This is a genomic window from Streptomyces sp. TG1A-8, from assembly GCF_030499535.1.
GTDB lineage: Bacteria > Actinomycetota > Actinomycetes > Streptomycetales > Streptomycetaceae > Streptomyces.
In genome coordinates this window covers 4,695,934-4,716,480 of sequence record NZ_JASTLB010000001.1, presented here as the reverse complement: position 1 = coordinate 4,716,480, position 20,547 = coordinate 4,695,934, and the positions used below count along the sequence as shown (strand labels likewise).

Below are 20,547 nucleotides of genomic sequence, written 5' to 3'. Positions count from 1 at the left end.
GGACCGACCCGGACACGAGGGGGTGCGATGTACGTCGGGATCGATGCGGGCACGTCCATGGTGAAGGCCGCCGCCTTCGACCCCGCCGGCCGCGAACTGGCCGTCGAGGCCCGTCCGGTGGGTCTGGAGCTGCGGGGCGGGGTCGTGGAGCAGGACATGGAGGAGGTGTACGCGGCGGTCGTCGCCGTGCTGGAGGCGCTGACCGCGCGGGTGCCGGAGCCGGTGGAGCTGGCCGGGCTGACCGGGCAGGGCGACGGGGTGTGGCTGGTGGACGCGGCGGGGCGCCCGGTCCGGCCGGCCGCCTCCTGGATGGACGGCCGGGCCCACGGGCTGGTCGACGCCTGGCTGGCCGACGGCACCGTCGAGACCGTGTTCCGGCGCACGGGCAGCGCCATGTTCCCGGGCTGCCCCGGCCCGCTGCTGGCCTGGCTCGACCGGTACGAGCCGGGGTCCCTGGACGCGGCCGCCGCCGCCGTCGCCTGCAAGGACATGGTCTTCCAGCGGCTGACCGGCGCGGCCCGGGCGGTGACGGACGTGTCGGACGCGTCGATGCCGTTCCTCGATCCGCGCACCCGGTCCTACGACAACCGGGTGGTGGAGATCCTCGGCCTGGCCCACCGCCGGCGGCTGCTGGCCCCCATCGGCGACCCGGTGGCGACGGGCGCGGCGCGCGGCGAGGGGCTGCCGCCCGGCACCCGGCTGGCGAACGGCCCGTACGACCTGCCGGCGTGCGCGCTGGGCGCGGGCGTCACCGCGCCCGGGGACGGCCTGCTGATCGTCGGGACCTGTCTGGCGAGCCTGGTCGCCACCACCGGGCTGGACCTGACCGGCGAGCCGGCGGGCCTGCACATCTCCACCGACCGGCCCGGCCACTGGCTGCGCGCGATGCCCGCGATGGTCGGCACGGCCGCCCTGGACTGGGTGCTGCGCACGACGGGCGTCCGGCACGCGGAGGCCGACGCGCTGCTGGCCGCCGCCCCGCCCGGGGCGCACGGGGTGCGGGTGCTGCCGTACCTCGCACCCTCCGGGGAGCGCGCCCCGTTCGTGGAGCCCGGCCTGCGCGCCGAGCTCACCGGGATCGGCCTGGGGACGACGCCGGCCGACCTGATCCGCGCCACCTGCGAGGGCATCGGCTACGCGGCCCGGCACTGCCTGGAGGCGGCGGGCCTGACCGGGGCGCTCGCGGTGTGCGGCGGCGGCACCCGCAGCCCCGCCTGGACGCGGCTACTGGCCGACGTCCTGGGCCGCCCGCTGCGGGTGGCCCGGGGCGAGGTGGGCGCGCGGGGCGCGGTGCTGGCGGCGGCCGGGCGGTACGGCGTCACCCTGGACACGGCGGCCTGGACCGAGCCGTCGCTGGTCGTGGAGCCGGACGCGGAGCGGGCCGCGTACTACGCGAAGGGGTACGAGGAGCACCTGTGGCGGCTGGCCCGGGCGCGGGAACGGGCCCGGCGCCGGCCGGACCCGTCCACCGGGTTCACAGGTTGCTGAAGTCCGGGCCCGCGGTGCGGGTCCGCTTGAGCTCGTAGAAGCCCGGTACGGAGGCGACCGCCAGGGTGCCGTCCCACAGGCGGGCCGCCTCCTCGCCCTGGGGGGTGGGGGTGACGACGGGGCCGAAGAAGGCGATCTGCTCACCGTCGGGGCCCGGGACCGCGATGACCGGGGTGCCGACGTCCTGGCCGACCTTCTCGATGCCCTCCCGGTGGGAGGCGCGCAGCTCGGCGTCGAACTCGAAGTCCTCCTGGTCGGCGTACTCGATCAGCTCGGCGGGCAGGCCGACGTCGGCGAGCGCCCCGGCGACGGCCTCGACGGTCGGGCCCTCGCCGTTGTTGTGGATGCGGGTGCCGAGCGCGGTGTAGAGCGGGCCGAGGACGTCCGCGCCGTGCTTCTGCCAGGCGGCGGTGACCACGCGGACCGGCGGCCAGGCCTTGGTGGTGAGCGTCTCCCGGTACGCCTCGGGCAGCTCGTCCAGCTTGTCCTCGTTGAGGACGGCGAGGCTCATGACGTGCCAGCGGACCTCGATGTCGCGCACCTTCTCCACCTCCAGCACCCAGCGGGAGGTCATCCAGGCCCAGGGGCACAGCGGGTCGAACCAGAAGTCCACGGGGGTCCTGCCGGGCGTGGTCGCGGTCTCGGACATGCTTCTCCTCAGCGGAACGGTCTTTGCCCGCCCCAACGCGGCCGCCGCCGCGCCCATTCCCCGCTGTCCGCCGTCAGGTGCGCATGGCAGGATCGGTGCTGTTGTGCCGTTTCCAAGCGATCACGAGGGAGTGCCGCCCGTGCCCGGTGAGAATCTGTCCCGCGACGAGGCCCGGGAACGGGCCGCCCTGTTGTCCGTGGACGGCTACGACGTGGCGCTGGACCTGCGCTCCGCCGTCGGCGGCGGGGACGGTGAACCGCGCACCTTCCGCTCGGTGACCACGATCAGGTTCCGCTGCAACGAGCCGGGGGCGTCGAGCTTCGCCGACCTGATCGCCCCGAGCGTCACGTCGGTCTCGCTGAACGGCAAGGACCTGGACCCGGGCGAGGTCTTCGACGGCGCGCGGATCGCCCTGGACGACCTGGCCGCCGAGAACGAGCTGACGGTCGACGCCCAGTGCGCCTACTCCCGCACCGGTGAGGGCATGCACCGCTTCGTCGACCCCGAGGACGGCGAGGTCTACCTCTACACCCAGTACGAACCGGCCGACGCCCGCCGGGTCTTCGCGAACTTCGAGCAGCCCGACCTCAAGGCGCCCTACCGCTTCGAGGTGCGGGCGCCCGAGGGCTGGACGGTGTGGAGCAACGGCACCGGCGAACGGGCGGACGGCGTCTGGCGGTTCGCGGAGACGAAGCCGATCTCGACGTACATCACGTGCGTGGTCGCGGGCCCGTACCACTACGTGACCGATTCCTACGAGCGCACCTTCGAGGACGGCACCCGCCTGGAGATCCCGCTCGGCGCCCTGTGCCGCAGGGGCCTCGCGCCGCACTTCGACGCCGCCGACGTCTTCCTGGTCACCAAGCAGGGCCTGGACTTCTTCCACGACCACTTCGACTACCCGTACCCGTTCGGGAAGTACGACCAGGCGTTCGTCCCCGAGTACAACCTGGGGGCGATGGAGAACCCGGGCCTGGTGACGTTCCGCGAGGAGTACATCTTCCGCGGGAAGGTCACGCAGGCGTCCTACGAGGGCCGGGCCAACGTCGTCCTGCACGAGATGGCGCACATGTGGTTCGGCGACCTGGTCACCATGCAGTGGTGGGACGACCTGTGGCTGAAGGAGTCCTTCGCGGACTTCATGGGCACGTTCGCGAACGTCGGCGCGACCCGCTTCACCAACGCCTGGATCACCTTCGCCAACCGCCGCAAGGCCTGGGCCTACCGCGCGGACCAACTGCCCTCCACGCACCCGGTCACGGCCGACATCCGCGACCTGCAGGACGCCAAGCTCAACTTCGACGGCATCACCTACGCCAAGGGCGCCTCCGTGCTGAAGCAGCTGGTGGCGTACGTCGGCCGGGACGCGTTCCTGGAGGGCGCCCGCCGCTACTTCAAGCGCAACGCGTACGGCAACACGCGCCTCGGCGACCTGCTGTCGGTGCTGGCCGAGACGAGCGGCCGGGACATGACGGCGTGGGCGCGCTCCTGGCTGCAGACGGCCGGCGTGAACTCGCTGACCCCGCAGGTGCTGCTGGACGGCGAGGGCCGGGTGGCCGAGCTGGCGGTGGTGCAGGAGGCCCCCGAGTCGCTCCCGGAGCTGCGCCCGCACCGGATCGCGGTGGGTCTGTACCGGCGTACGGCCGCGGGCGCGCTGGAGCGCTACGCGCGCGTGGAGACGGACGTCGAGGGCCCGCGCACGGTGGTGGCGGACCTGGCCGGCGCCGAGGCGCCCGAGCTGGTGCTGGTCAACGACGACGACCTGACCTACTGCAAGATCCGCTTCGAGGAGACGTCCCTGGCGACCCTGCGCGAGCACCTGGGCGCCGTGTCCGACCCGCTGGCGCGGGCGCTGTGCTGGTCGGCGCTGTGGAACATGACCCGGGACGCGCTGCTGCCGGCCCGGGACTTCATCGCCCTGGTGCTGCGGTTCGCGGGCCGCGAGTCGGAGATCGGCGTGCTGCAGATGCTCCACGCGTGGGCGAACTCGGCGCTGACGCACTACGCGGCGCCGCAGTGGCGCCCGGTGGGTGAACGCCTGCTGGCGAAGGGCGCGCTGCGGGAGCTGCGGGCGGCCGAGCCGGGCAGCGAGCAGCAGCTGGCCTGGGCGCGCTTCTTCGCGGCGGTCGCCTCCGGTGAGGGGGACCTCGCCCTGCTGCGGGACCTGCTGGACGGCACGCGGTCGGTCGAGGGCCTCGTCGTGGACCAGGAACTGCGCTGGGCGTTCCTGGAGACGCTCGCCACCCACGGCGTGGCCGACGAGGCGGTGCTCGCGGCCGAACTGGCCCGGGACGACACGGCCTCCGGCAGGCGCCACCAGGTCCGCTGCCTGGCGACCCGCCCGTCGGCGGCGGTCAAGGCGCAGGCCTGGGCGCAGGTGGTGGAGTCCCAGTCGCTGTCGAACGCGCTGGTGGGGGCGACGATCGCGGGCTTCGCCCGGCCCTCGCAGCGGGAGCTGACGGCGCCGTACGCGGAGAAGTACTTCGCGGTGATCGAGCGGGTCTGGCGGGAGCGTTCGATCCAGATCGGCATGGACGTCGTGCAGGGCCTGTTCCCGTCCTTCCAGGACCGGCAGGAGACGCTGGACGCGACGGACGCGTGGCTGCGGTCGCACGCCGACGCGGCGCCGGCCCTGCGCCGCCTGGTCCTGGAGGCCCGGGACGACCTGGCACGGGGGCTGCGCGGCCAGGCGTGCGACGCGGCGGCCGGCTCCTGAGGCCGCGGGGCGCGGCCGCGCTGGGCCCCGGCCCGGGGCCACCGCACGCGTGACCGTTACGGAATTCGTTCCCCACGGGCCGTAACCCCTGGTCCCCTCCGGTCGGACCAGGGGTTCCAGGTGCCCGCTCGGCATCCGGGCGCCCGTCCTCCCGTACCGGCTTGTCCGCATTTCTCGACGACCGTGCAACAACGGTCACGGGCGCGTCCGGGCGTGGGAACTTCGGGGCCATGACGCACGACACCCCCCTCTCCCCCGCCCCCTGCGCCACCTCTGCGAGGCCCACCACCGCGTCCTGTCCACCGCCCGGCTGCGCGCGCACGGCGTGACGGCGGCCGAACTGGCCGACCGGTGCCGGCCCGGCGGGCCCTGGCGGCTGCTGCTGCCCGGCGTGGTCCTGCTGCACCCCGGCCCGCCGACCGGCGAGGAGCGGCTGCACGGCGCCCTGCTGTACGCCGCCCGCGGGGCCGCGCCGGGCGTACCGGCCCAGCCGGCGGCGCCGGACGCGCACGGCCCGGTGTACGCGGAGGCGATGATCACGGGCCTGGCCGCGCTCGCCCTGCACGGCGTCGGCGCCACCCCGCCGCCCGTCTCCCTGAACCGCGTGGACGTCCTGGTCCCGCGACTGCGCCGGCTGCGCCCGGCGGGGTACGTCCGGCTCGTCCGCGTCCCGGTCCTGCCCGCCGCGCACGCGGTGGCGGGCGTGCCGGTGGCGCCGGTGCCGCGCGCGCTGGCGGACGCGGTGGCACGGCTGGCCGACGCGCAGGCGGTGCGGCGGCTGCTGACGGAGGCGGTGCGCGGCGGGCACTGCGAACCGGCCGCCGTGGTGCGGGAGCTGGCCGGGGCGAAGCTGCTGGGCCGGGCGCACGTGGCCGGCGCGGTGGACTCGCTGCTGGCCGAGGGCCGGGCGGTCGCGGAGGACCGCCTCTACCGGATGGTCCGCGCCTGCGGCCTGCCCGACCCGGTGTGGAACGTGGACCTGCGCCTGCCCGGCGGCCCGCGCCTGGGCGGCCTGGACGCCTACTGGCCCGAGCACGCGGTCGCGGTCGCACTGGACTTCCGGGCGCCGCGCCGGGACGGGGACGCCCGGTGGCCGGAGCGCGCCCGCACGCGCGAGCGCCTGGAACGCCTGGGCATCACGGTCGTGCACCTCGCCCCCGAGGGGCTCGGGAACGCGATGGAGCAGCAGGCGACGGTGGTCCGCACGGCCCTGATGGCCTCGGCCGGCCGCGGCCCGGCCGCCCGCGTGGTGGTGCTGCCCCGGTAGCGGCGGACCGGGAGGGCGGCGGGCGGGTCCGGGGAGGGGCCGAGCGGGTCTCAGCCCTTCTTCAGGACCAGTTCCGTGTTCCGGTCGCCCGCGTCGCCCGCGAGGCTCCGGCTCGCGCCGGGCGCGTTGTAGGACAGCTCGCGGTAGAGGGCGGCCAGGCCGGTCTGGGTGAGGTCGGTGCGGTCGGCGCGGTACGGGGCGGCGGACTCGATCAGGGTGGTGAAGACGGAGAGCGTGCCGTCCTTGTTGTCGACCAGTTCGACGACGCGGGCGAGTTGGGGGAAGTCGACGTGCGAGGCGGTGGAGATCTCCCAGAAGGAGCGGCCGCCGGGGGCGCGGTGCGGGGTGACGACGTTCCGGTGGATGTGGCCGTTCACCCAGGCCAGCACGTTGGCGTGGGAGGACAGGACGGACACCACCTCGGCGCCGTCGTGGCGCCGTTCGCCCGGGCGGGCCGGGTCGGGGCGGGTGTTGGTCATCGTCTTGCTGGTGTGGTGGCTGAAGACGACGGCGTAGGAGTCCTCGTTGTCCTTGAGCGTCCTGTCGAGCCACCTGAGCTGGGCGGTGCCGAGGGAGCCCTCGTAGTGGCCGCCGGCGTCGGTGGTGTCCAGGCTGATGCCGATGACGTCCTCGGAGATCCGGAAGGCGTAGTACTGGGTGCCCGCGTCCAGGTTCGCCGGGGAGTAGCCGTGGCCGACCGGGCCGAGTCCCTGGTGGGCGGGGTCCAGATGTGCCTTCAGGTAGTCGGCCGAGGTGTAGGGGGCCCGCTTCTCGTCCGGGGTGACCGGCCGTGCCGAGCGGGCGTGGGCCTTGAGGAAGTCGCGGTAGCCGACGCCCCCGGGGTCGGTGGCCCTCTTGATGGCGTCCTGGAGTTTCCGGGCGTCGTCGGCGGGGACGCTCATCAGCTTCCTGCCGCCGATGGCCGCCTCGGTCAGGTAGGGGTCGCCGTGGGAGCCGTAGCAGCCCAGCGGGAGGGTGTCGTGGTTGCCGACGGTGGAGTACCAGGGCAGGTTGAGGCCGGGGCTGCGCACCTCGCGCACCGCGGCGGCCAGGAAGCCCTTCAGCTCCGGGAAGCCGAGCGCCTTGTCCCGGTCGCGCAGGGGGGAGTCGGGGTGCCAGTACTGCTTCAGGCCGCTGTTCTGGACGCCCTCGTAGTGCCGCGGGTCACCGGAGTCGGGGGTGATGCGGCCGCCGCTCATCACCCGCATGAACCACTCCAGCTCGCTGTGGGCGTTGTTGTCGGTGTTGTCGCCGGTGGTCATGACGAAGTGCAGCGGGGCGCCGGTGACGGGGGCGCCGCGCAGCGCGTTGACCCGTTCGACGAGCGCGATGGCGCCGGGCACGGTCAGCGCCTCGTGCGGGCGCCAGGCGTGCGGGTCGTGGGAGCGCAGGAACTCCAGGCGCAGCGGGTGCTGGACGTCCATCAGGTGCAGGTCGGTGAACTGCACGAACGCGGCGAGGGGGGTGCGGCGGGTCCAGCGGCCGGACTTGGGGGTGGCCAGTTCGCTGCGCACGACCCGCTTCCAGCCGGGGCCGGCGCCGAGCCGCCGGTAGCCGGAGCCGGCTTCGGGGGTGGCGACGGAGTCGACGGTGGTGCCCTTGGTGTAGGGGGCGAACGAGGCCGCGGCGGAGACCTTGCGGGAGGCGGCGACGGGTGCCTCGGCGGCGGTGGCGGCCCCGCTGTCGGCGGCGGCCCGGCTGTCGGTGGGGCGCAGGGCGTATCCGACGCCCGCGGAGAGCGGGACCGCCGCGGCGGCGGCGAGGACGGTACGGCGGTGGACCCCCGAAGCGGAGGTGGCGACAGAGCGTGTGCGCGGCATGGCGCGGTCTCCCCGGGTGCGAACGCGTCGGCTGTGGTCGCGGGCCGCCGCCGGCGCGAACGCCCCGCTCGCTCTGGATGTTTGGCACCGGGGATGACCTGTGCGTGAACTGGGCCGCAACGCGCAGCACCGATCACCGTACGTGGATCACGGGGTACGCGGTGCGGTCACGGAGTCGATCGCGGGTGGCCCGGGTGCGGTCGCTCCCCGTTCACCTGCCGGGGCAGGGGGCCTTGCGCGGGGGCCGGCCGGCCCGTCGCCGGGCGCTCGCGCCACAGCCGCAGCGCCACGTCGACGAGGGGCACCCGGGTCAGGCCGGGCACGGCGTCCAGGTCCTGCCACGCGGCCAGGTCGGTGGAGCCCCCGACCTCGTTGCGCAGGGCTCCGCCGACGACCTCGCCCTCGTAGACGATCCGCACGCCGTGGTGGTCGGTGAGCCGGCGCAGACGCCCGCCGCGGACGGTGTGCCGGGCGGAGTCCACGCCGAGCAGGCCGGTCACCTCGATGCGGTAGCCGGTCTCCTCGGTCACCTCGCGGCGGACGGTGTCGCAGGGGTCCTCGCCGTGCTCGGCGCCGCCGCCCGGCAGGACCCACTCGTGGGTGCCGTCGGGGCACGGTGAGCGGGCCAGCAGGATCTGCCCGTCGCGGACGCACACGGCGTAGGCCGCCACCCTCAACTTCCTTCGCATGACCGGACGTTAGCGCGCCCCGCGGTGCGGGTGGGAGGACGGAGCCGGGCGCCCGTCCGCCCGTTGCCCCGCTTCGGGAAGCGCCGGTGCCCCCTCCGCGCCCGGGCGTGTTCCCGCACCCGGTCGGGGACGCCCGGCCCGCACGGCGGCGGCCGTGGGCGTGGTGGCCGCCCTCCGCGCGGCCGGGCCGTTTCCCGGCGGGCGCCCTGTGAGGGGGCGGGCCGGATGGGGGCGGGTCGTGAGGGGGCGGGCCGGATGGGGACGGGCCGTGAGGAGCGGCCCCGATGGGGGCGGCCCGCGCGGAGGCGACCCACAAGGGGACGGACTGCAAGGGAGCGGCCCGGATGGGAGCGGGTGTCCGAAGGGGGCCCGCTCCTCACGGCGTTCCGGGCGGCTCCCCGGAGGGGCCCGCCGGGTGCCGGGCCCCGGGGAGCGCCTCGGTGATCCAGGCGCACGGCGGCCACCCGGGCGTCGCCGGCCGCCCACACGTGCGCGGCCCGTTCCCCCGGCCGACGCCGACGAGCACGTGCCGGCCCGTGCGCGGGACCGGCCCGGCTCCACCGTCCAGGAGGAGGGCGACCCGTGCCGGGCCGTGCGCGGGCACGTAGGAGCGGCGCACGGTCAGCACGATCCGGACCCGGCCGGTCCCCCGCCGCGGCTCCACCCCGGCCACGGTGCCCTCCACGACCAGCCGGGAGCAGGCGAGCACCCGCTCGGGCTCGGCGGGCCGGCCGGCCGCACCGGCGGCCTGCGAGGCGGCGGAGTGGTCGCTCCTGCCGCTGGTGTCCGCCCTGCTCGTCGTCCCGTGCCCGGACTGCGCCACCATCCAGCCGAACCCGGCGACCACCGCCAGGACGGCGGCCGGGGCGGCCGCGCGCAGCCCGGCCCGCGCGACCCGCCGCAAGCGCGCGGACCCCGCCGGGCCCGGCGGCCCGGCGGGGGCGTCGGCCGCCCCGGCGGGCGTGCCGGACCCGACGGGGTCCGCGATCCTCTCCCCGGTCAGGGTCTCCGCGATCCGTGTCAGCTCCTCCCGCAAGCCGGGCGCGCGGTGCGCGGACCGCCGTGTGCAGCCTGCTCTTGACCGTGCCCTCGGGGACGCCCGGCTCCTCGGCGATGTCCCGGACCGGCAGGTCGGCGAAGAAGCGCAGGACCACAACCCGGCGCTGGACGTCGGGCAGGTCGTCCAGGCCCCGGGCGACGGTGAGGGAGGACACGCTGGTCTCCTCCCCGCAGGGGTGCGCGGGCGCGCGCAGTCCGGACAGCCGCTCCCCGAGCCGCTCCTGGCGCCACCGGGCCCGGTGCCAGTCCATGGCCAGGTCGGAGGCGACCACCGCCGCCCACGCCGACACGTCCCGCGGCGCCTCGCGCCCGCTCCCGGCCCGTTCCAGCAGCCGCAGGCGGACCTTGCTGCACCCCGTCCGGCAGGTCCGCCTGCGGCACCCCGCCGAGCGCGAGCACCGCCCGCACCCGGCGTTCCCGGGCCGCGTCCAGCGGGTCCCCGCCGGCACCGTCCGTGCCGGTGCGGCTCCCCTGGTCACGGCGTGCCCCTCCGCGCGGCACAGGCCACCCCCTCACGCGTTCGCTGCCACTACGACGCGGGCGGCGGCGGAAACGTTCGGCCGCCGCCCGGGACGGCGCCCCGGGCGCGCTGAGGAGTACGTCACACCACCGTGCGGCCGGCGCCCCACGGCGCGGGGACCGGACCGCACGGCTTCCGGCCCGGGGCCCGGGGCGGGGGAACATCTCCAGCCCGGCGGCGTGCGGGGCGGACGGACGGAACCGCCCGCCGGCCGGCCGTGTCCCACTCCTCGGGCACGCGCCGCAAAGGATTGGACAGCCGGACCGGGGTCGGCCGCATGATGGAAGGGCCTGGGTCGGGCAGAAAGCCGTGAACACGCAAGAGGGAGTCGCCGTGAGGGTCGGAATCGTCGGAGCCACCGGTCAGGTCGGCACGGTCATGCGCAGGATCCTCGTCGAGCGGAACTTCCCGGTCACCGGGCTGCGCCTGTTCGCCTCGGCCCGCTCGGCCGGCTCGGTGCTGGACGGCGTCACGGTGGAGGACGCGGCGACCGCCGACTACGACGGCCTCGACATCGTGCTGTTCTCCGCCGGCGGCACGACCTCCCGGGCGCTGGCCGGGAAGGTCGCCTCCCAGGGCGCCGTGGTGATCGACAACTCCTCGGCCTGGCGGATGGACCCTCAGGTACCGCTGGTGGTGTCCGAGGTGAACCCGCACGCCATCGCGGACCGCCCCAAGGGCATCATCGCCAACCCGAACTGCACCACGATGGCCGCGATGCCGGTCCTGAAACCGCTGCACGAGGAGGCCGGCCTGGAGGCGCTGGTCGTCGCCACCTACCAGGCGGTGTCCGGCTCCGGCCTCGCGGGCGTGGCCGAGCTGCACGGGCAGGTCCAGAAGGTGGTCGCCGACGCGGACCGGCTGACCCACGACGGCGAGGCGGTCGACTTCCCCGAGCCGCAGGTCTACAAGCGGCCGATCGCCTTCAACGTGCTCCCGCTGGCCGGTTCGATCGTCGACGACGGTCTGCACGAGACCGACGAGGAGCAGAAGCTGCGCAACGAGTCCCGCAAGATCCTGGAGATCCCGGGTCTGAAGGTCTCCGGCACCTGCGTGCGCGTCCCGGTCTTCTCGGGCCACTCCCTGCAGGTCAACGCCCGTTTCGCCCGTCCGATCACCCCGGAGCGCGCGACCGAGCTGCTCTCCGGTGCCCCCGGCGTCGCCCTGTCCGACATCCCCACCCCGCTGCAGGCGGCCGGCAAGGACCCGTCGTACGTCGGCCGCATCCGCCGCGACGAGACGGCCGACAACGGCCTGGCCCTGTTCGTCTCCAACGACAACCTCCGCAAGGGTGCCGCCCTGAACGCGGTCCAGCTCGCGGAGCTGGTGGCGGCCGAACTGTCCGCGCGGTAGCGCACCCCGGGGCACGGGAAGGGGCGGTCATCCCCGGATGGCCGCCCCTTCCCGTGCCTGTCGTGTGCCTGCCCCGTGCCTGCCGTGTGCCGTGCGCCGCGGCGGACGTCATCGCGCTCCGCACGGCCGCCGTGGAAAGATGGCGCAACCGACACATAACGAGGAGATGACCGCGTGCCTGGCACAAACCTGACTCGCGAAGAGGCACAGCAGCGGGCGAAGCTGCTCAGCGTTGACTCGTACGAGATCGATCTCGACCTCTCCGGCGCGCAGGAGGGCGGTACCTACCGGTCCGTGACCACGGTGCGCTTCGACGTCGCCGAGAAGGACGCCACGTCCTTCATCGACCTGGTGGCGCCGGTGGTCCACGAGGTGACGCTCAACGGCGACGCGCTCGACCCCGCCGAGGTCTTCGCCGACTCGCGGATCGCGCTGCCCGGGCTGTTGCAGGGGCGCAACGTCCTGCGGGTCGTCGCCGACTGCGCCTACACCAACACCGGCGAGGGCCTGCACCGCTTCGTGGACCCCGTCGACGAGCAGGCCTACCTCTACACCCAGTTCGAGGTCCCGGACGCGCGCCGGGTCTTCGCCTCGTTCGAGCAGCCGGACCTGAAGGCGACGTTCCGGTTCACGGTGAAGGCCCCCGAGGGCTGGACGGTCGTGTCCAACTCGCCGACGCCGGAGCCGAAGGACAACGTCTGGGCCTTCGAGCCGACCCCGCGCATCTCGTCCTACATCACGGCGCTGATCGTCGGCCCCTACCACTCGGTGCACAGCGTGTACGAGAAGGACGGGCAGAGCGTGCCGCTCGGCATCTACTGCCGCCCCTCGCTCGCCGAGTTCCTCGACTCGGACGCGATCTTCGAGGTGACCCGGCAGGGCTTCGACTGGTTCCAGGAGAAGTTCGACTACGCCTACCCCTTCACGAAGTACGACCAGCTGTTCGTGCCGGAGTTCAACGCGGGCGCGATGGAGAACGCGGGCGCGGTGACCATCCGCGACCAGTACGTCTTCCGGTCCAAGGTGACCGACGCGGCGTACGAGGTGCGCGCGGAGACCATCCTGCACGAGCTGGCCCACATGTGGTTCGGCGACCTGGTCACCATGGAGTGGTGGAACGACCTGTGGCTGAACGAGTCGTTCGCCACCTACACCTCCATCGCCTGCCAGGCAGCCGCGCCCGGCTCGAAGTGGCCGCAGTCGTGGACCACGTTCGCGAACTCGATGAAGACGTGGGCGTACCGCCAGGACCAGCTGCCGTCCACGCACCCGATCATGGCCGACATCCGCGACCTGGACGACGTGCTGGTCAACTTCGACGGCATCACGTACGCCAAGGGCGCCAGCGTGCTCAAGCAGCTCGTCGCCTACGTCGGCGAGGACGAGTTCTTCCAGGGCGTGCAGGCCTACTTCAAGCGGCACGCCTTCGGCAACACGCGGCTGTCGGACCTGCTGGGCGCCCTGGAGGAGACCTCCGGGCGCGACCTGAGGACCTGGTCGGGGAAGTGGCTGGAGACGGCCGGCATCAACATCCTGCGGCCCGAGGTGGAGACGGACGGGGACGGGGTCATCACGTCCTTCGCCGTCCGCCAGGAGGCCCCGGCCCTGCCGGCCGGCGCCCAGGGCGAGCCGGTGCTGCGCCCGCACCGCATCGCGATCGGCCTGTACGACCTGGACGGGGCGAGCGGCAAGCTGGTGCGCACCGACCGCATCGAGCTGGACGTCGACGGCGAGCTGACCGCCGTGCCGCAGCTGGCCGGCACCCGCCGTCCCGCCGTCGTCCTGCTCAACGACGACGACCTGTCGTACGCCAAGGTCCGCCTGGACGAGGCGTCGCTGCGGACCGTCACCGACCACCTCGGCGACTTCGAGGCGTCGCTGCCGCGCGCGCTGTGCTGGGCGTCGGCCTGGGACATGACGCGCGACGGCGAGCTGGCCACCCGCGACTACCTGGCGCTGGTGCTGTCCGGCATCGCCAAGGAGTCCGACATCGGCGTGGTGCAGTCGCTGCACCGCCAGGTGAAGCTGGCGCTCGACCTGTACGCCGACCCGGCCGCCCGGGAGGGCCTGCTGGCCCGCTGGACGGACGCCACGCTGACCCACCTGCGCGCGGCCGAGCCGGGCAGCGACCACCAGCTGGCCTGGGCAAGGGCGTTCGCGGCGACCGCGCGCACCCCCGAGCAGCTGGACCTGCTGGCGGGTCTGCTGGACGGCACGCAGGGTGTCGACGGCCTGGCCGTCGACACCGACCTGCGCTGGGCGTTCGTGCAGCGGCTGGCGGCGACCGGCCGGTACGGCGAGGCGGAGATCGCAGGCGAGTACGAGCGGGACAGGACGGCCGCCGGCGAGCGGCACGCGGCCACCGCACGCGCGTCGCGTCCGACGGCCGAGGCCAAGGCGGAGGCGTGGGCGTCGGTCGTCGAGTCCGACAAGCTGCCCAACGCCGTGCAGGAGGCCGTGATCGGCGGCTTCGTGCAGACCGACCAGCGGGAGCTGCTGGCCCCGTACGCGGACCGGTACTTCGAGGTCCTCAAGGACGTCTGGGGCTCCCGCTCGCACGAGATGGCCCAGCAGATCGCGACCGGCCTGTACCCGGCGGTCCAGGTGTCCGAGGAGACCCTGGCCAGGACCGACGCCTGGCTGGCGGCGGCGGAGCCGAGCGCGGCCCTGCGCCGGCTGGTGTCGGAGTCCCGCGCGGGCGTCGAGCGGGCGCTGCGGGCCCAGGCCGCGGACGCCGCGGACGCCGCGCAGGCGTAGCCCCCGCGCGGGCCCGTCCCCCGCGCATCGGGAGGGCGCCCGGCCCGTGCCGGGCGCCCTCCCGCGTGCGCTCCGGCGGGCGACCGCGGGCGGGCAGGGGCCCCTGGTTCGGCCGCCGGTCACTTAGCCGCTGACCAGATTCTTGCGGGCGACCCGGGCCGGGCGGATACTCGGTGTATGCAGGAGCGCAGGGACCCGGTCGACGCGGCCGTCGAGCAGTGGGCCCGGGTGCGGCCCGACCTCGACACCGGGCCGATGGAGGTCTTCGGCCGGATCTTCGAACTGGCGCGCGCGATGGGCGACCGCGTGGAGAGGGCGTACGAGCCCTTCGGCATCTCGCGCGGCGAGTTCGACGTCCTGGCCACCCTGCGCCGCTCCGGCGAGCCGTACACCCTCTCGCCCCGCACGCTCTCGGCGACCCTCATGCTCACCACCGGCGGGATGACCGGCCGCCTGGACAAGCTCGAACGGGCCGGCCTGCTCCGCCGCTCCCCCGATCCGCACGACCGGCGCGGCCTGCACGTGACGCTCACCGGTGAGGGGCTGCGGCTCGTCGACGAGGCGGTCGGCGCGGGTCTGGCCGAACAGCGCGAGGCCCTGTCCGGCCTGGACGGCGAGCAGGCCGCCCGGCTGGCCGGCCTGCTGCGGGACCTGCTGCGCTCGACCGCCGCGTAACGGCACGGCGGGGCGGGTCCCACCGGCCGCCCGGCGCGGGCGGCCGTCCCGGCGGGGCCTCAGTCCGCCGGGCCCAGGTGCCGGACGAGGGCCGCCCGGAGCGTTGCCGGGCCGGCGGAGTCGGACGCCCAGGCCACGTATCCGTCGGGGCGGACCAGCACCGCCGTACGACGGTCGCTCGCCCAGCGCGCCACGGCCAGCCGGTCCGCGCGGCCCGCCTCGTGCGCCTCCGGTTCCTGGCCCGGTCCCCGTCGCGGGATGATCAGGACGAACCGGCCGCCGCGCAGGGCCTCGTGGAGGCGGCCGCCGCCGGCCAGGGCGACGTCCGGGACCCGGGTGCCGGTCAGCCGGTGGGCGCCCCTCGGCGCGGGGTAGCGGTAGCCGATGCCGGTGACCTGCGCGGCGAGCGCACGGCGGGCGGGGCCGACCGCGCCGAGCACCGCGGTGAGCCCGGCGCGGGCCGCCAGCGCCCAGGGGCGCCTGGCCGTGGCGAGGCGCACGATCCCGCCGCTGCTGCGCAGGACCGCCCTGCCGACCGGGTGCCGCTCGGCCTGGTAGGTGTCGAGCAGCGCCGGCTGCGCGCGGCCGGTGACGACGGCGGCGAGCTTCCAGCTCAGGTTGGCCGCGTCCTGCAGTCCGGTGTTCATGCCCTGCCCTCCGGCCGGGGTGTGCACGTGCGCGGCGTCCCCGGCGAGGAGGACGCGGCCCGCCCGGTAGGCGGGCACCTGGCGTTCGTCGCTGTGGAAGCGGGACATCCAGCGGGCGTCGTGCATCCCGAAGTCCCGCCCGAGCGCGAGCCGGGTGATCTCCTTGACCTCCGCCAGGTCCACCGGCGCGTGGTCGGGGACGTCGCGGCCCCGCCGCCAGCCGATCACCCGGTGGTAGCCGTCGCCGAAGGGGGCGAGGAAGGCGAAGGCGTCACCGACGGCGTTGACGGTGAGGAGACCGGGGGGCTCCTCGGCGAGCCGGACGTCGGCGAGGACGACGGACCGGAGGACCGACCTGCCGGGGAAGGGCAGGCCGACGGCGCCCCGCACGGCACTGCGCATCCCGTCGGCGCCGACGGCGTACGCGCCCCGCAGGCTCTCCGTCCGCCCCCCGGGCCCCCGGACCCGGACGCTCACCCCGTCGGCGTCCTGGGTCAGTCCGGTCACCTCGGTCTCGTACCGGAAGTCGGCCCCGGCCTCGACCGCCCACCGCTCCAGCACCCCCTCGACCTCGTACTGCGGGAGCACGAGGACGTGGTTGAACCGGGAGGGGAGGGTGCCGAGGTCGATCGTGAGCCGGTCGAAGAGGCGCAGCCGGGTCAGGGGCTGCCCGGCGGCCTCCAGGTCCCCGGCCAGGCCCCGCGCGTCGAGCTGCTCCAGGGTGCGGGCGTGCAGGGCGAAGGCGCGCGAGAGGTTGCTGATCCGGTGGGGGCGCTTCTCCAGGACGGTGACCGGGACGCCGGCGGTGGCGAGGTCACCGGCGAGGAGGAGACCGGTGGGTCCGGAGCCGACGACGATGACGCGGGGGGCGGTGGGTCCAGTGGTGCCGTTCATGAGGGCCTCCTGGGTGCCGACAGCAGTTGGCCAACACTCGTTGACCAACGCTCGTTGTCAACACTAGAACCGGCACCGACCCAAGTCAACACTTGTTGGCCTACATACGTTGGCCTACGCTCGTGGGCATGACCGTCAGCAAGAGCACGACCCAGGCGCGCCGCTCCGACGCGACCCGCACCGCCATCCTGGCCGCCGCCCGCGAGCGCTTCGCCGCCGACGGCTACGAGCGGGCGACCATCCGCGCCATCGCCCGGGACGCGCGCATCGACCCGTCGATGGTGATGCGCTACTACGGCAGCAAGGAGGGTCTGTTCGCGGCGGCCGTCGCCCTCGACCTGCGCCTGCCCGACCTGGGCCCGCTGCCGCGCGAGGAGGTGGGCCGGGCCCTGGTGGCGCACTTCCTCGACATGTGGGAGGAGAACGAGGAGCTGACGGCCGTCCTCCGGGTCGGGGTGACCAACACGGCCGGGGCCGAGCGCCTGCAGGGCGTCTTCCGGGAGCAGTTGCTGCCGGCGGCCCGGCGGGTGTGCCCCGACCCCGAGCAGGTCCCGGCACGGGCGGCGCTGTGCGCCGCGCAGCTCCTCGGCCTCGCGCTCACCCGCTACGTCCTCCGGCTGCCGCCGGCGGCGGCGCTGACCCGCGAGGAGGTGACGGCCTGGCTGGGGCCGACCGTGCAGCGGTACCTGACCGCGCCCGGCCCGGCGCAACCGCACTAGGCCCCGCCCACCGCGAGCGCCGCGCCCCACCGCGGGCGCCGCCCGGGCGGCCGGCGCGACGACGCGGGGGCGGGCGACCCCCTCCCCGGAGTCCCGGGTGTGGACGGCACCGGGACGCGGGGCGGCCCCGGCCCCGTACCCGCCGCCCGCTCCGGGTACGGCCGGCGAGCACCGAGGGCGCCGTCCCCCGCCGCCCGGCACGGCACCGCGCGCGTGCGGGTCGGGGACAGGCGCCCTCGTGAAGTGGTGCGGGCCGGTCAGGCCTTGACCTGCGCGTCGCCCTTCGTGGTGATGTTGGACGTCGTGTCGTCCTTCTTGGTGTGGGACTTGTCCAGGGCCATGACCAGGCCGGCGATGACCGCGAACAGCGCCAGCGGGAGCAGCACGTAGAGGCCCACGGTCTGGACGGCGCTCAGCCCCGGGCCGGGGTCGTCGCCGTCGTCGCGGGCGACCGCGAGCGCGGGGGACGACATGAGCAGCATCATCAGCGTCGTACCGGAGGCCAGGGCGCCGGCGCGCAGGGCGTTCTTCTTGTCCACGCTCCCCAAGTTAGCGAACCGCCGCGCGGGCTGCGCGCCCGGGGTGCCCCGGGAAGCGGCGGGGGCCGCCCCGGGACCCCGGGGCGCGGGGTCCCGGGGCGGCCCGCCCCTCAGCCGCCGGACGGGCCGGCCTCCCGCATGACGTCCAGCAGCGCCCCCAGCCGCGGCGAGCCGGTCAGCTCCTCCAGCGTCACCGGCCTGCCCTGCGCGTCGGCGATGGGCAGCCGCCAGTTCGGGTACTGGTCCCAGGTGCCGGGCAGGTTCTGCGGGCGCCGGTCGCCGATGCCGTCCGGGAGCCAGACGCCGACCAGGCGGGCCGGGGTGCGCAGCAGGTAGCGGTGCACGCCCTGGACCTCGGCCTCCTCGTCGGAGCCGGGCGGGCCGGCGGCGGGGCTGTCGAGCAGGCCCAGGCTGCCCAGCAGGGCGAGCCACTCGGCGGTGTCGGCGGTGGCCTCCGCCTGCTCCTCGGCGGCCGGGCGGGCGAGCAGGCCGAGGCGGTCGCGCAGGTCGACGTGCTCGCCGGTGAGCCGGGCCGCGGTGGGCGGCAGGTCGTGCGTGGTGGCGGTGGCCAGGCAGTCGGCGCGCCAGCGGTCCGGGGGCAGGGGGCGGCCGTCGCCCTCCCAGTCCCGTTCGAACCACAGCACCGAGGTGCCGAGCACCCCGCGCCGCTGCAGCGCCTCGCGCACGCCGGGCTCGACGGTGCCCAGGTCCTCGCCGATCACCACCGCGCCGGCCCGGGATGCCTCCAGGGCGAGCAGGGCGAGCATGGCGTCGGCGTCGTAGCGGACGTACGTGCCCTCCGTGGGCGGGCTGCCCTCGGGCACCCACCACAGCCGGAACAGGCCCATCACGTGGTCGATGCGCAGGGCGCCGGCGTAGCGGAACAGGGCGCGCAGGAGGTTGCGGTAGGGCGCGTGGCCGGAGGCGGCCAGCCGGTCGGGGCGCCAGGGCGGCAGGCCCCAGTCCTGGCCGCGGGCGTTGAAGGCGTCGGGGGGCGCGCCGACCGACATGCCGGCGGCGAAGTGGTCCTGCTGCGCCCAGGCGTCCGCGCCGCCGGGGTGCACGCCGACGGCGAGGTCGTGCACGATCCCGACCGGCATGCCGGCCTCCCGGGCGGCGCGCTGGGCGGCGCGCAGCTGGCCGTCGGTGAGCCAGGCGAGCCGGGAGTGGAAGGCGACGCGGTCGGCGAGTTCGGTGCGGGCGCGGGCGGTCTCCGCCGAGCGGGGGTCGCGCAGTCCCGCGGGCCACCGGTGCCAGTCGGAGCCGTGCCGCTCGGCGAGGGCGTACCAGGTGGCGTGGTCCTCCAGTGCCTGGCCCTGCTGGGCGCGGAAGGCGTCGTAGGCGGCCTGCCGGCCGGGGCCGAGCGGGACCCGGAGCACCAGTTCCAGGGTCTCCCGCTTCAGCTCCCACACGGCGTCCCGGTCGATGAGGGCGCCCTTGTCGAGGACGGCGGCGCGCAGCCGCTCGGCGCGTTCCAGCAGGGGGCCGGTCCGGTCCGGGTCGGCGTACGCGTACTCGGGGACCTCCTCGATCCGCAGGTGCACCGGGTCCGGGAAGCGGCGGGAGGACGGCCGGTAGGGGGAGGGGTCGGTAGGGGCGCCGGGCACGGCCGCGTGCAGCGGGTTGACCTGCACGAACCCGGCTCCGGCAGCGCGTCCGGCCCAGCCGGCCAGCTCGGCGAGGTCACCGAGGTCGCCCATGCCCCAGGAACGGCGGGACAGCAGGGAGTACAGCTGCACCAGGAGGCCGTACGAGCGGCCCTCCGGAGTGGGCAGCCGGTCCGGGGCGACGATCAGATGGGCCTGGCCGGTGTGTCCGTCGGGGGCGGTGGCGGTCATCCGGTGGACGCCGGTCGGCAGGTCGGCCGGCAGGCCCGGCGGCACGCCCTCGGCGCCCTCGCGCTGCTCGCCCTGCTCGGTCTCGATGCGCAGCCGGGTCCCGGCGGGCAGCCCGGCGAGGGCGGCGGGGCCCTCCGGGTCGCCGGACCAGTGCACGAGCGTGGGCGGCAGCAGGCGTTCGCGCAGCTCCCGCTCCCGTTCGGCGAGGGCCGTACGGACGGCGCCGGGGGTGCCCGCGTCGACGCCGAGGGCGGCCAGGGCGGCGGTCACCGCTTCGGCGGACACCGCGACCGTGCGGTCCGGGGACGGGCTGTAGGAGGTGGCGACTCCGTGCAGTGCGGCGAGCCGGGACAGTTCCTCGTCGTCGTGCGCCGTCGCCATCTACAGCCCCGCACCGAAGGAGACGTGGGCGCCGGAGGGGGCCGGGGCGCCGGGGGTGCCGGGGGTGCCGGGGAGGGGGCCGGAGCCGCCGGCCGGCGCGGTGGCGTCGGCGAGGGGCGGCTCGCTGGTCAGGGGCTCGGCGGCGGGCAGCGGCGGCTCGCTGGTCAGCGGGGCCTGCGGGCGGGTGCCCTCGGCGCCGAGGACGCGTGTGCCCGCCTCGTCGGTCACGGCGGGCGGCTCCGCCGCGGGTTTCCACTGGGCCGGGACGAACAGGTGAGCCGGTGCGGCCACGGGGGCCTCCTTGTCGCTGCGTCGGATACGTCGATGCGTCGATGCGTCGGGTGCGGCGGATGCCGCGGGTACGGCGGGTGTGTCCGGAACGCCGATCGCGCCGGGCGGGTGGGCCGGACGCGCCGGCGGCCGGGTGCGTCGGTCACGGTCACGTACACCGGATGCGTCGGATGCGTGCGTCCGGTGCGGCGGATGCTTCGGATGCGTCGGTGCGGCTTCAAGTGGTCATGGCAGCCCTACCCCGT

Annotated in this window: 15 protein-coding genes and 1 pseudogene; 7 read left to right on the top strand and 9 right to left on the bottom strand. The window is 75.5% G+C overall.

The window, feature by feature from the left end; genetic code table 11:
• Nucleotides 1-27 precede the first annotated feature (27 nt).
• The gene (locus tag QQY24_RS20655; protein ID WP_301974173.1) at nt 28-1,488 is read left to right on the top strand and encodes an FGGY-family carbohydrate kinase; all 1,461 of its coding nucleotides are present in this window, start codon (nt 28-30) and stop codon (nt 1,486-1,488) included.
• Here QQY24_RS20655 and QQY24_RS20650 read toward each other — a convergent pair.
• Nucleotides 1,475-2,137 carry a disulfide bond formation protein DsbA gene (locus QQY24_RS20650; RefSeq protein ID WP_301974172.1) on the bottom strand — a complete coding sequence of 221 codons (663 nt, stop codon included), beginning with the start codon at nt 2,135-2,137 and terminating at the stop codon, nt 1,475-1,477. The two genes, QQY24_RS20655 and QQY24_RS20650, sit on opposite strands and share 14 nt — an antisense overlap.
• 139 nt (nt 2,138-2,276) lie before the next feature.
• On the opposite strand from QQY24_RS20650, the gene pepN (QQY24_RS20645) reads away from it, so the two are divergent.
• Together pepN (QQY24_RS20645) and QQY24_RS20640 are read left to right on the top strand one after the other, a co-directional pair.
• A complete protein-coding gene (gene pepN, locus QQY24_RS20645; RefSeq protein WP_301974171.1) occupies nt 2,277-4,853 on the top strand; it encodes an aminopeptidase N in 2,577 nt (858 codons plus the stop codon).
• A gap of 325 nt (nt 4,854-5,178) precedes the next feature.
• Nucleotides 5,179-6,120 (top strand): hypothetical protein, encoded by a 942-nt coding sequence (locus tag QQY24_RS20640; protein ID WP_367658008.1) that lies wholly within the window; start codon nt 5,179-5,181, stop codon nt 6,118-6,120.
• A 50-nt stretch (nt 6,121-6,170) separates the two neighbouring features.
• Here the strand turns inward: QQY24_RS20640 and QQY24_RS20635 are convergent, their stop codons facing one another.
• The 4 genes and pseudogenes from QQY24_RS20635 to QQY24_RS20620 form a co-directional block, all read right to left on the bottom strand.
• A complete protein-coding gene (locus QQY24_RS20635) occupies nt 6,171-7,940 on the bottom strand; it encodes a TIGR03767 family metallophosphoesterase (RefSeq protein WP_301974170.1) in 1,770 nt (589 codons plus the stop codon).
• Between the two features lie 167 nt (nt 7,941-8,107).
• Nucleotides 8,108-8,629, bottom strand: coding sequence for an NUDIX hydrolase (locus tag QQY24_RS20630; protein WP_301974169.1), 522 nt, complete (start codon nt 8,627-8,629; stop codon nt 8,108-8,110).
• Nucleotides 8,630-9,005: 376 nt separating this feature from the next.
• The gene (locus QQY24_RS20625) at nt 9,006-9,665 is read right to left on the bottom strand and encodes a hypothetical protein (RefSeq protein ID WP_301976425.1); all 660 of its coding nucleotides are present in this window, start codon (nt 9,663-9,665) and stop codon (nt 9,006-9,008) included.
• Nucleotides 9,664-10,120: pseudogene (locus QQY24_RS20620) on the bottom strand (RNA polymerase sigma factor); the annotation flags it as partial. The pseudogene QQY24_RS20620 and the gene QQY24_RS20625, both read right to left, overlap by 2 nt.
• A gap of 421 nt (nt 10,121-10,541) precedes the next feature.
• Between QQY24_RS20620 and QQY24_RS20615 the strand changes: the two are divergent.
• The 3 genes from QQY24_RS20615 to QQY24_RS20605 all read left to right on the top strand — a co-directional run bounded on the left by QQY24_RS20615 (nt 10,542) and on the right by QQY24_RS20605 (nt 14,993).
• Complete coding sequence (locus QQY24_RS20615; protein ID WP_301974167.1) at nt 10,542-11,561, top strand: aspartate-semialdehyde dehydrogenase; 1,020 nt, start codon at nt 10,542-10,544, stop codon at nt 11,559-11,561.
• A 174-nt stretch (nt 11,562-11,735) separates the two neighbouring features.
• Complete coding sequence (gene pepN / locus QQY24_RS20610; protein WP_301974166.1) at nt 11,736-14,318, top strand: aminopeptidase N; 2,583 nt, start codon at nt 11,736-11,738, stop codon at nt 14,316-14,318.
• A gap of 177 nt (nt 14,319-14,495) precedes the next feature.
• A complete protein-coding gene (locus QQY24_RS20605; protein WP_301974165.1) occupies nt 14,496-14,993 on the top strand; it encodes a MarR family winged helix-turn-helix transcriptional regulator in 498 nt (165 codons plus the stop codon).
• Between the two features lie 59 nt (nt 14,994-15,052).
• Here the strand turns inward: QQY24_RS20605 and QQY24_RS20600 are convergent, their stop codons facing one another.
• Nucleotides 15,053-16,534 (bottom strand): FAD-dependent monooxygenase, encoded by a 1,482-nt coding sequence (locus QQY24_RS20600; RefSeq protein ID WP_301974164.1) that lies wholly within the window; start codon nt 16,532-16,534, stop codon nt 15,053-15,055.
• 128 nt (nt 16,535-16,662) lie between these two features.
• On the opposite strand from QQY24_RS20600, the gene QQY24_RS20595 reads away from it, so the two are divergent.
• Nucleotides 16,663-17,253 carry a TetR family transcriptional regulator gene (locus QQY24_RS20595; protein WP_301974162.1) on the top strand — a complete coding sequence of 197 codons (591 nt, stop codon included), beginning with the start codon at nt 16,663-16,665 and terminating at the stop codon, nt 17,251-17,253.
• A 257-nt stretch (nt 17,254-17,510) separates the two neighbouring features.
• Here QQY24_RS20595 and QQY24_RS20590 read toward each other — a convergent pair whose 3' ends face one another.
• The 3 genes from QQY24_RS20590 to QQY24_RS20580 all read right to left on the bottom strand — a co-directional run bounded on the left by QQY24_RS20590 (nt 17,511) and on the right by QQY24_RS20580 (nt 20,302).
• Nucleotides 17,511-17,792 carry a hypothetical protein gene (locus QQY24_RS20590; RefSeq protein WP_301974161.1) on the bottom strand — a complete coding sequence of 94 codons (282 nt, stop codon included), beginning with the start codon at nt 17,790-17,792 and terminating at the stop codon, nt 17,511-17,513.
• A 110-nt stretch (nt 17,793-17,902) separates the two neighbouring features.
• Entirely contained in the window at nt 17,903-20,011 is a 2,109-nt protein-coding gene (gene malQ / locus QQY24_RS20585; RefSeq protein ID WP_301974160.1) for a 4-alpha-glucanotransferase, read from the bottom strand.
• On the bottom strand, nt 20,012-20,302 hold the full coding sequence (locus tag QQY24_RS20580) for a hypothetical protein (protein WP_301974159.1): 291 nt from the start codon (nt 20,300-20,302) through the stop codon (nt 20,012-20,014).
• Between the last annotated feature and the right edge of the window lie 245 nt (nt 20,303-20,547).

Excerpts from the sequence above, each read along its gene's own strand:
- QQY24_RS20655 (WP_301974173.1), top strand. The coding sequence starts at position 28 with ATGTACGTCGGGATCGATGCGGGCACGTCCATGGTGAAGGCCGCCGCC.
- QQY24_RS20605 (WP_301974165.1), top strand. The coding sequence starts at position 14,496 with ATGCAGGAGCGCAGGGACCCGGTCGACGCGGCCGTCGAGCAGTGGGCC.
- QQY24_RS20630 (WP_301974169.1), bottom strand. The coding sequence starts at position 8,629 with ATGCGAAGGAAGTTGAGGGTGGCGGCCTACGCCGTGTGCGTCCGCGAC.
- QQY24_RS20635 (WP_301974170.1), bottom strand. The coding sequence starts at position 7,940 with ATGCCGCGCACACGCTCTGTCGCCACCTCCGCTTCGGGGGTCCACCGC.
- QQY24_RS20600 (WP_301974164.1), bottom strand. The coding sequence starts at position 16,534 with ATGAACGGCACCACTGGACCCACCGCCCCCCGCGTCATCGTCGTCGGC.
- QQY24_RS20595 (WP_301974162.1), top strand. The coding sequence starts at position 16,663 with ATGACCGTCAGCAAGAGCACGACCCAGGCGCGCCGCTCCGACGCGACC.
- malQ (WP_301974160.1), bottom strand. The coding sequence starts at position 20,011 with ATGGCGACGGCGCACGACGACGAGGAACTGTCCCGGCTCGCCGCACTG.
- QQY24_RS20650 (WP_301974172.1), bottom strand. The coding sequence starts at position 2,137 with ATGTCCGAGACCGCGACCACGCCCGGCAGGACCCCCGTGGACTTCTGG.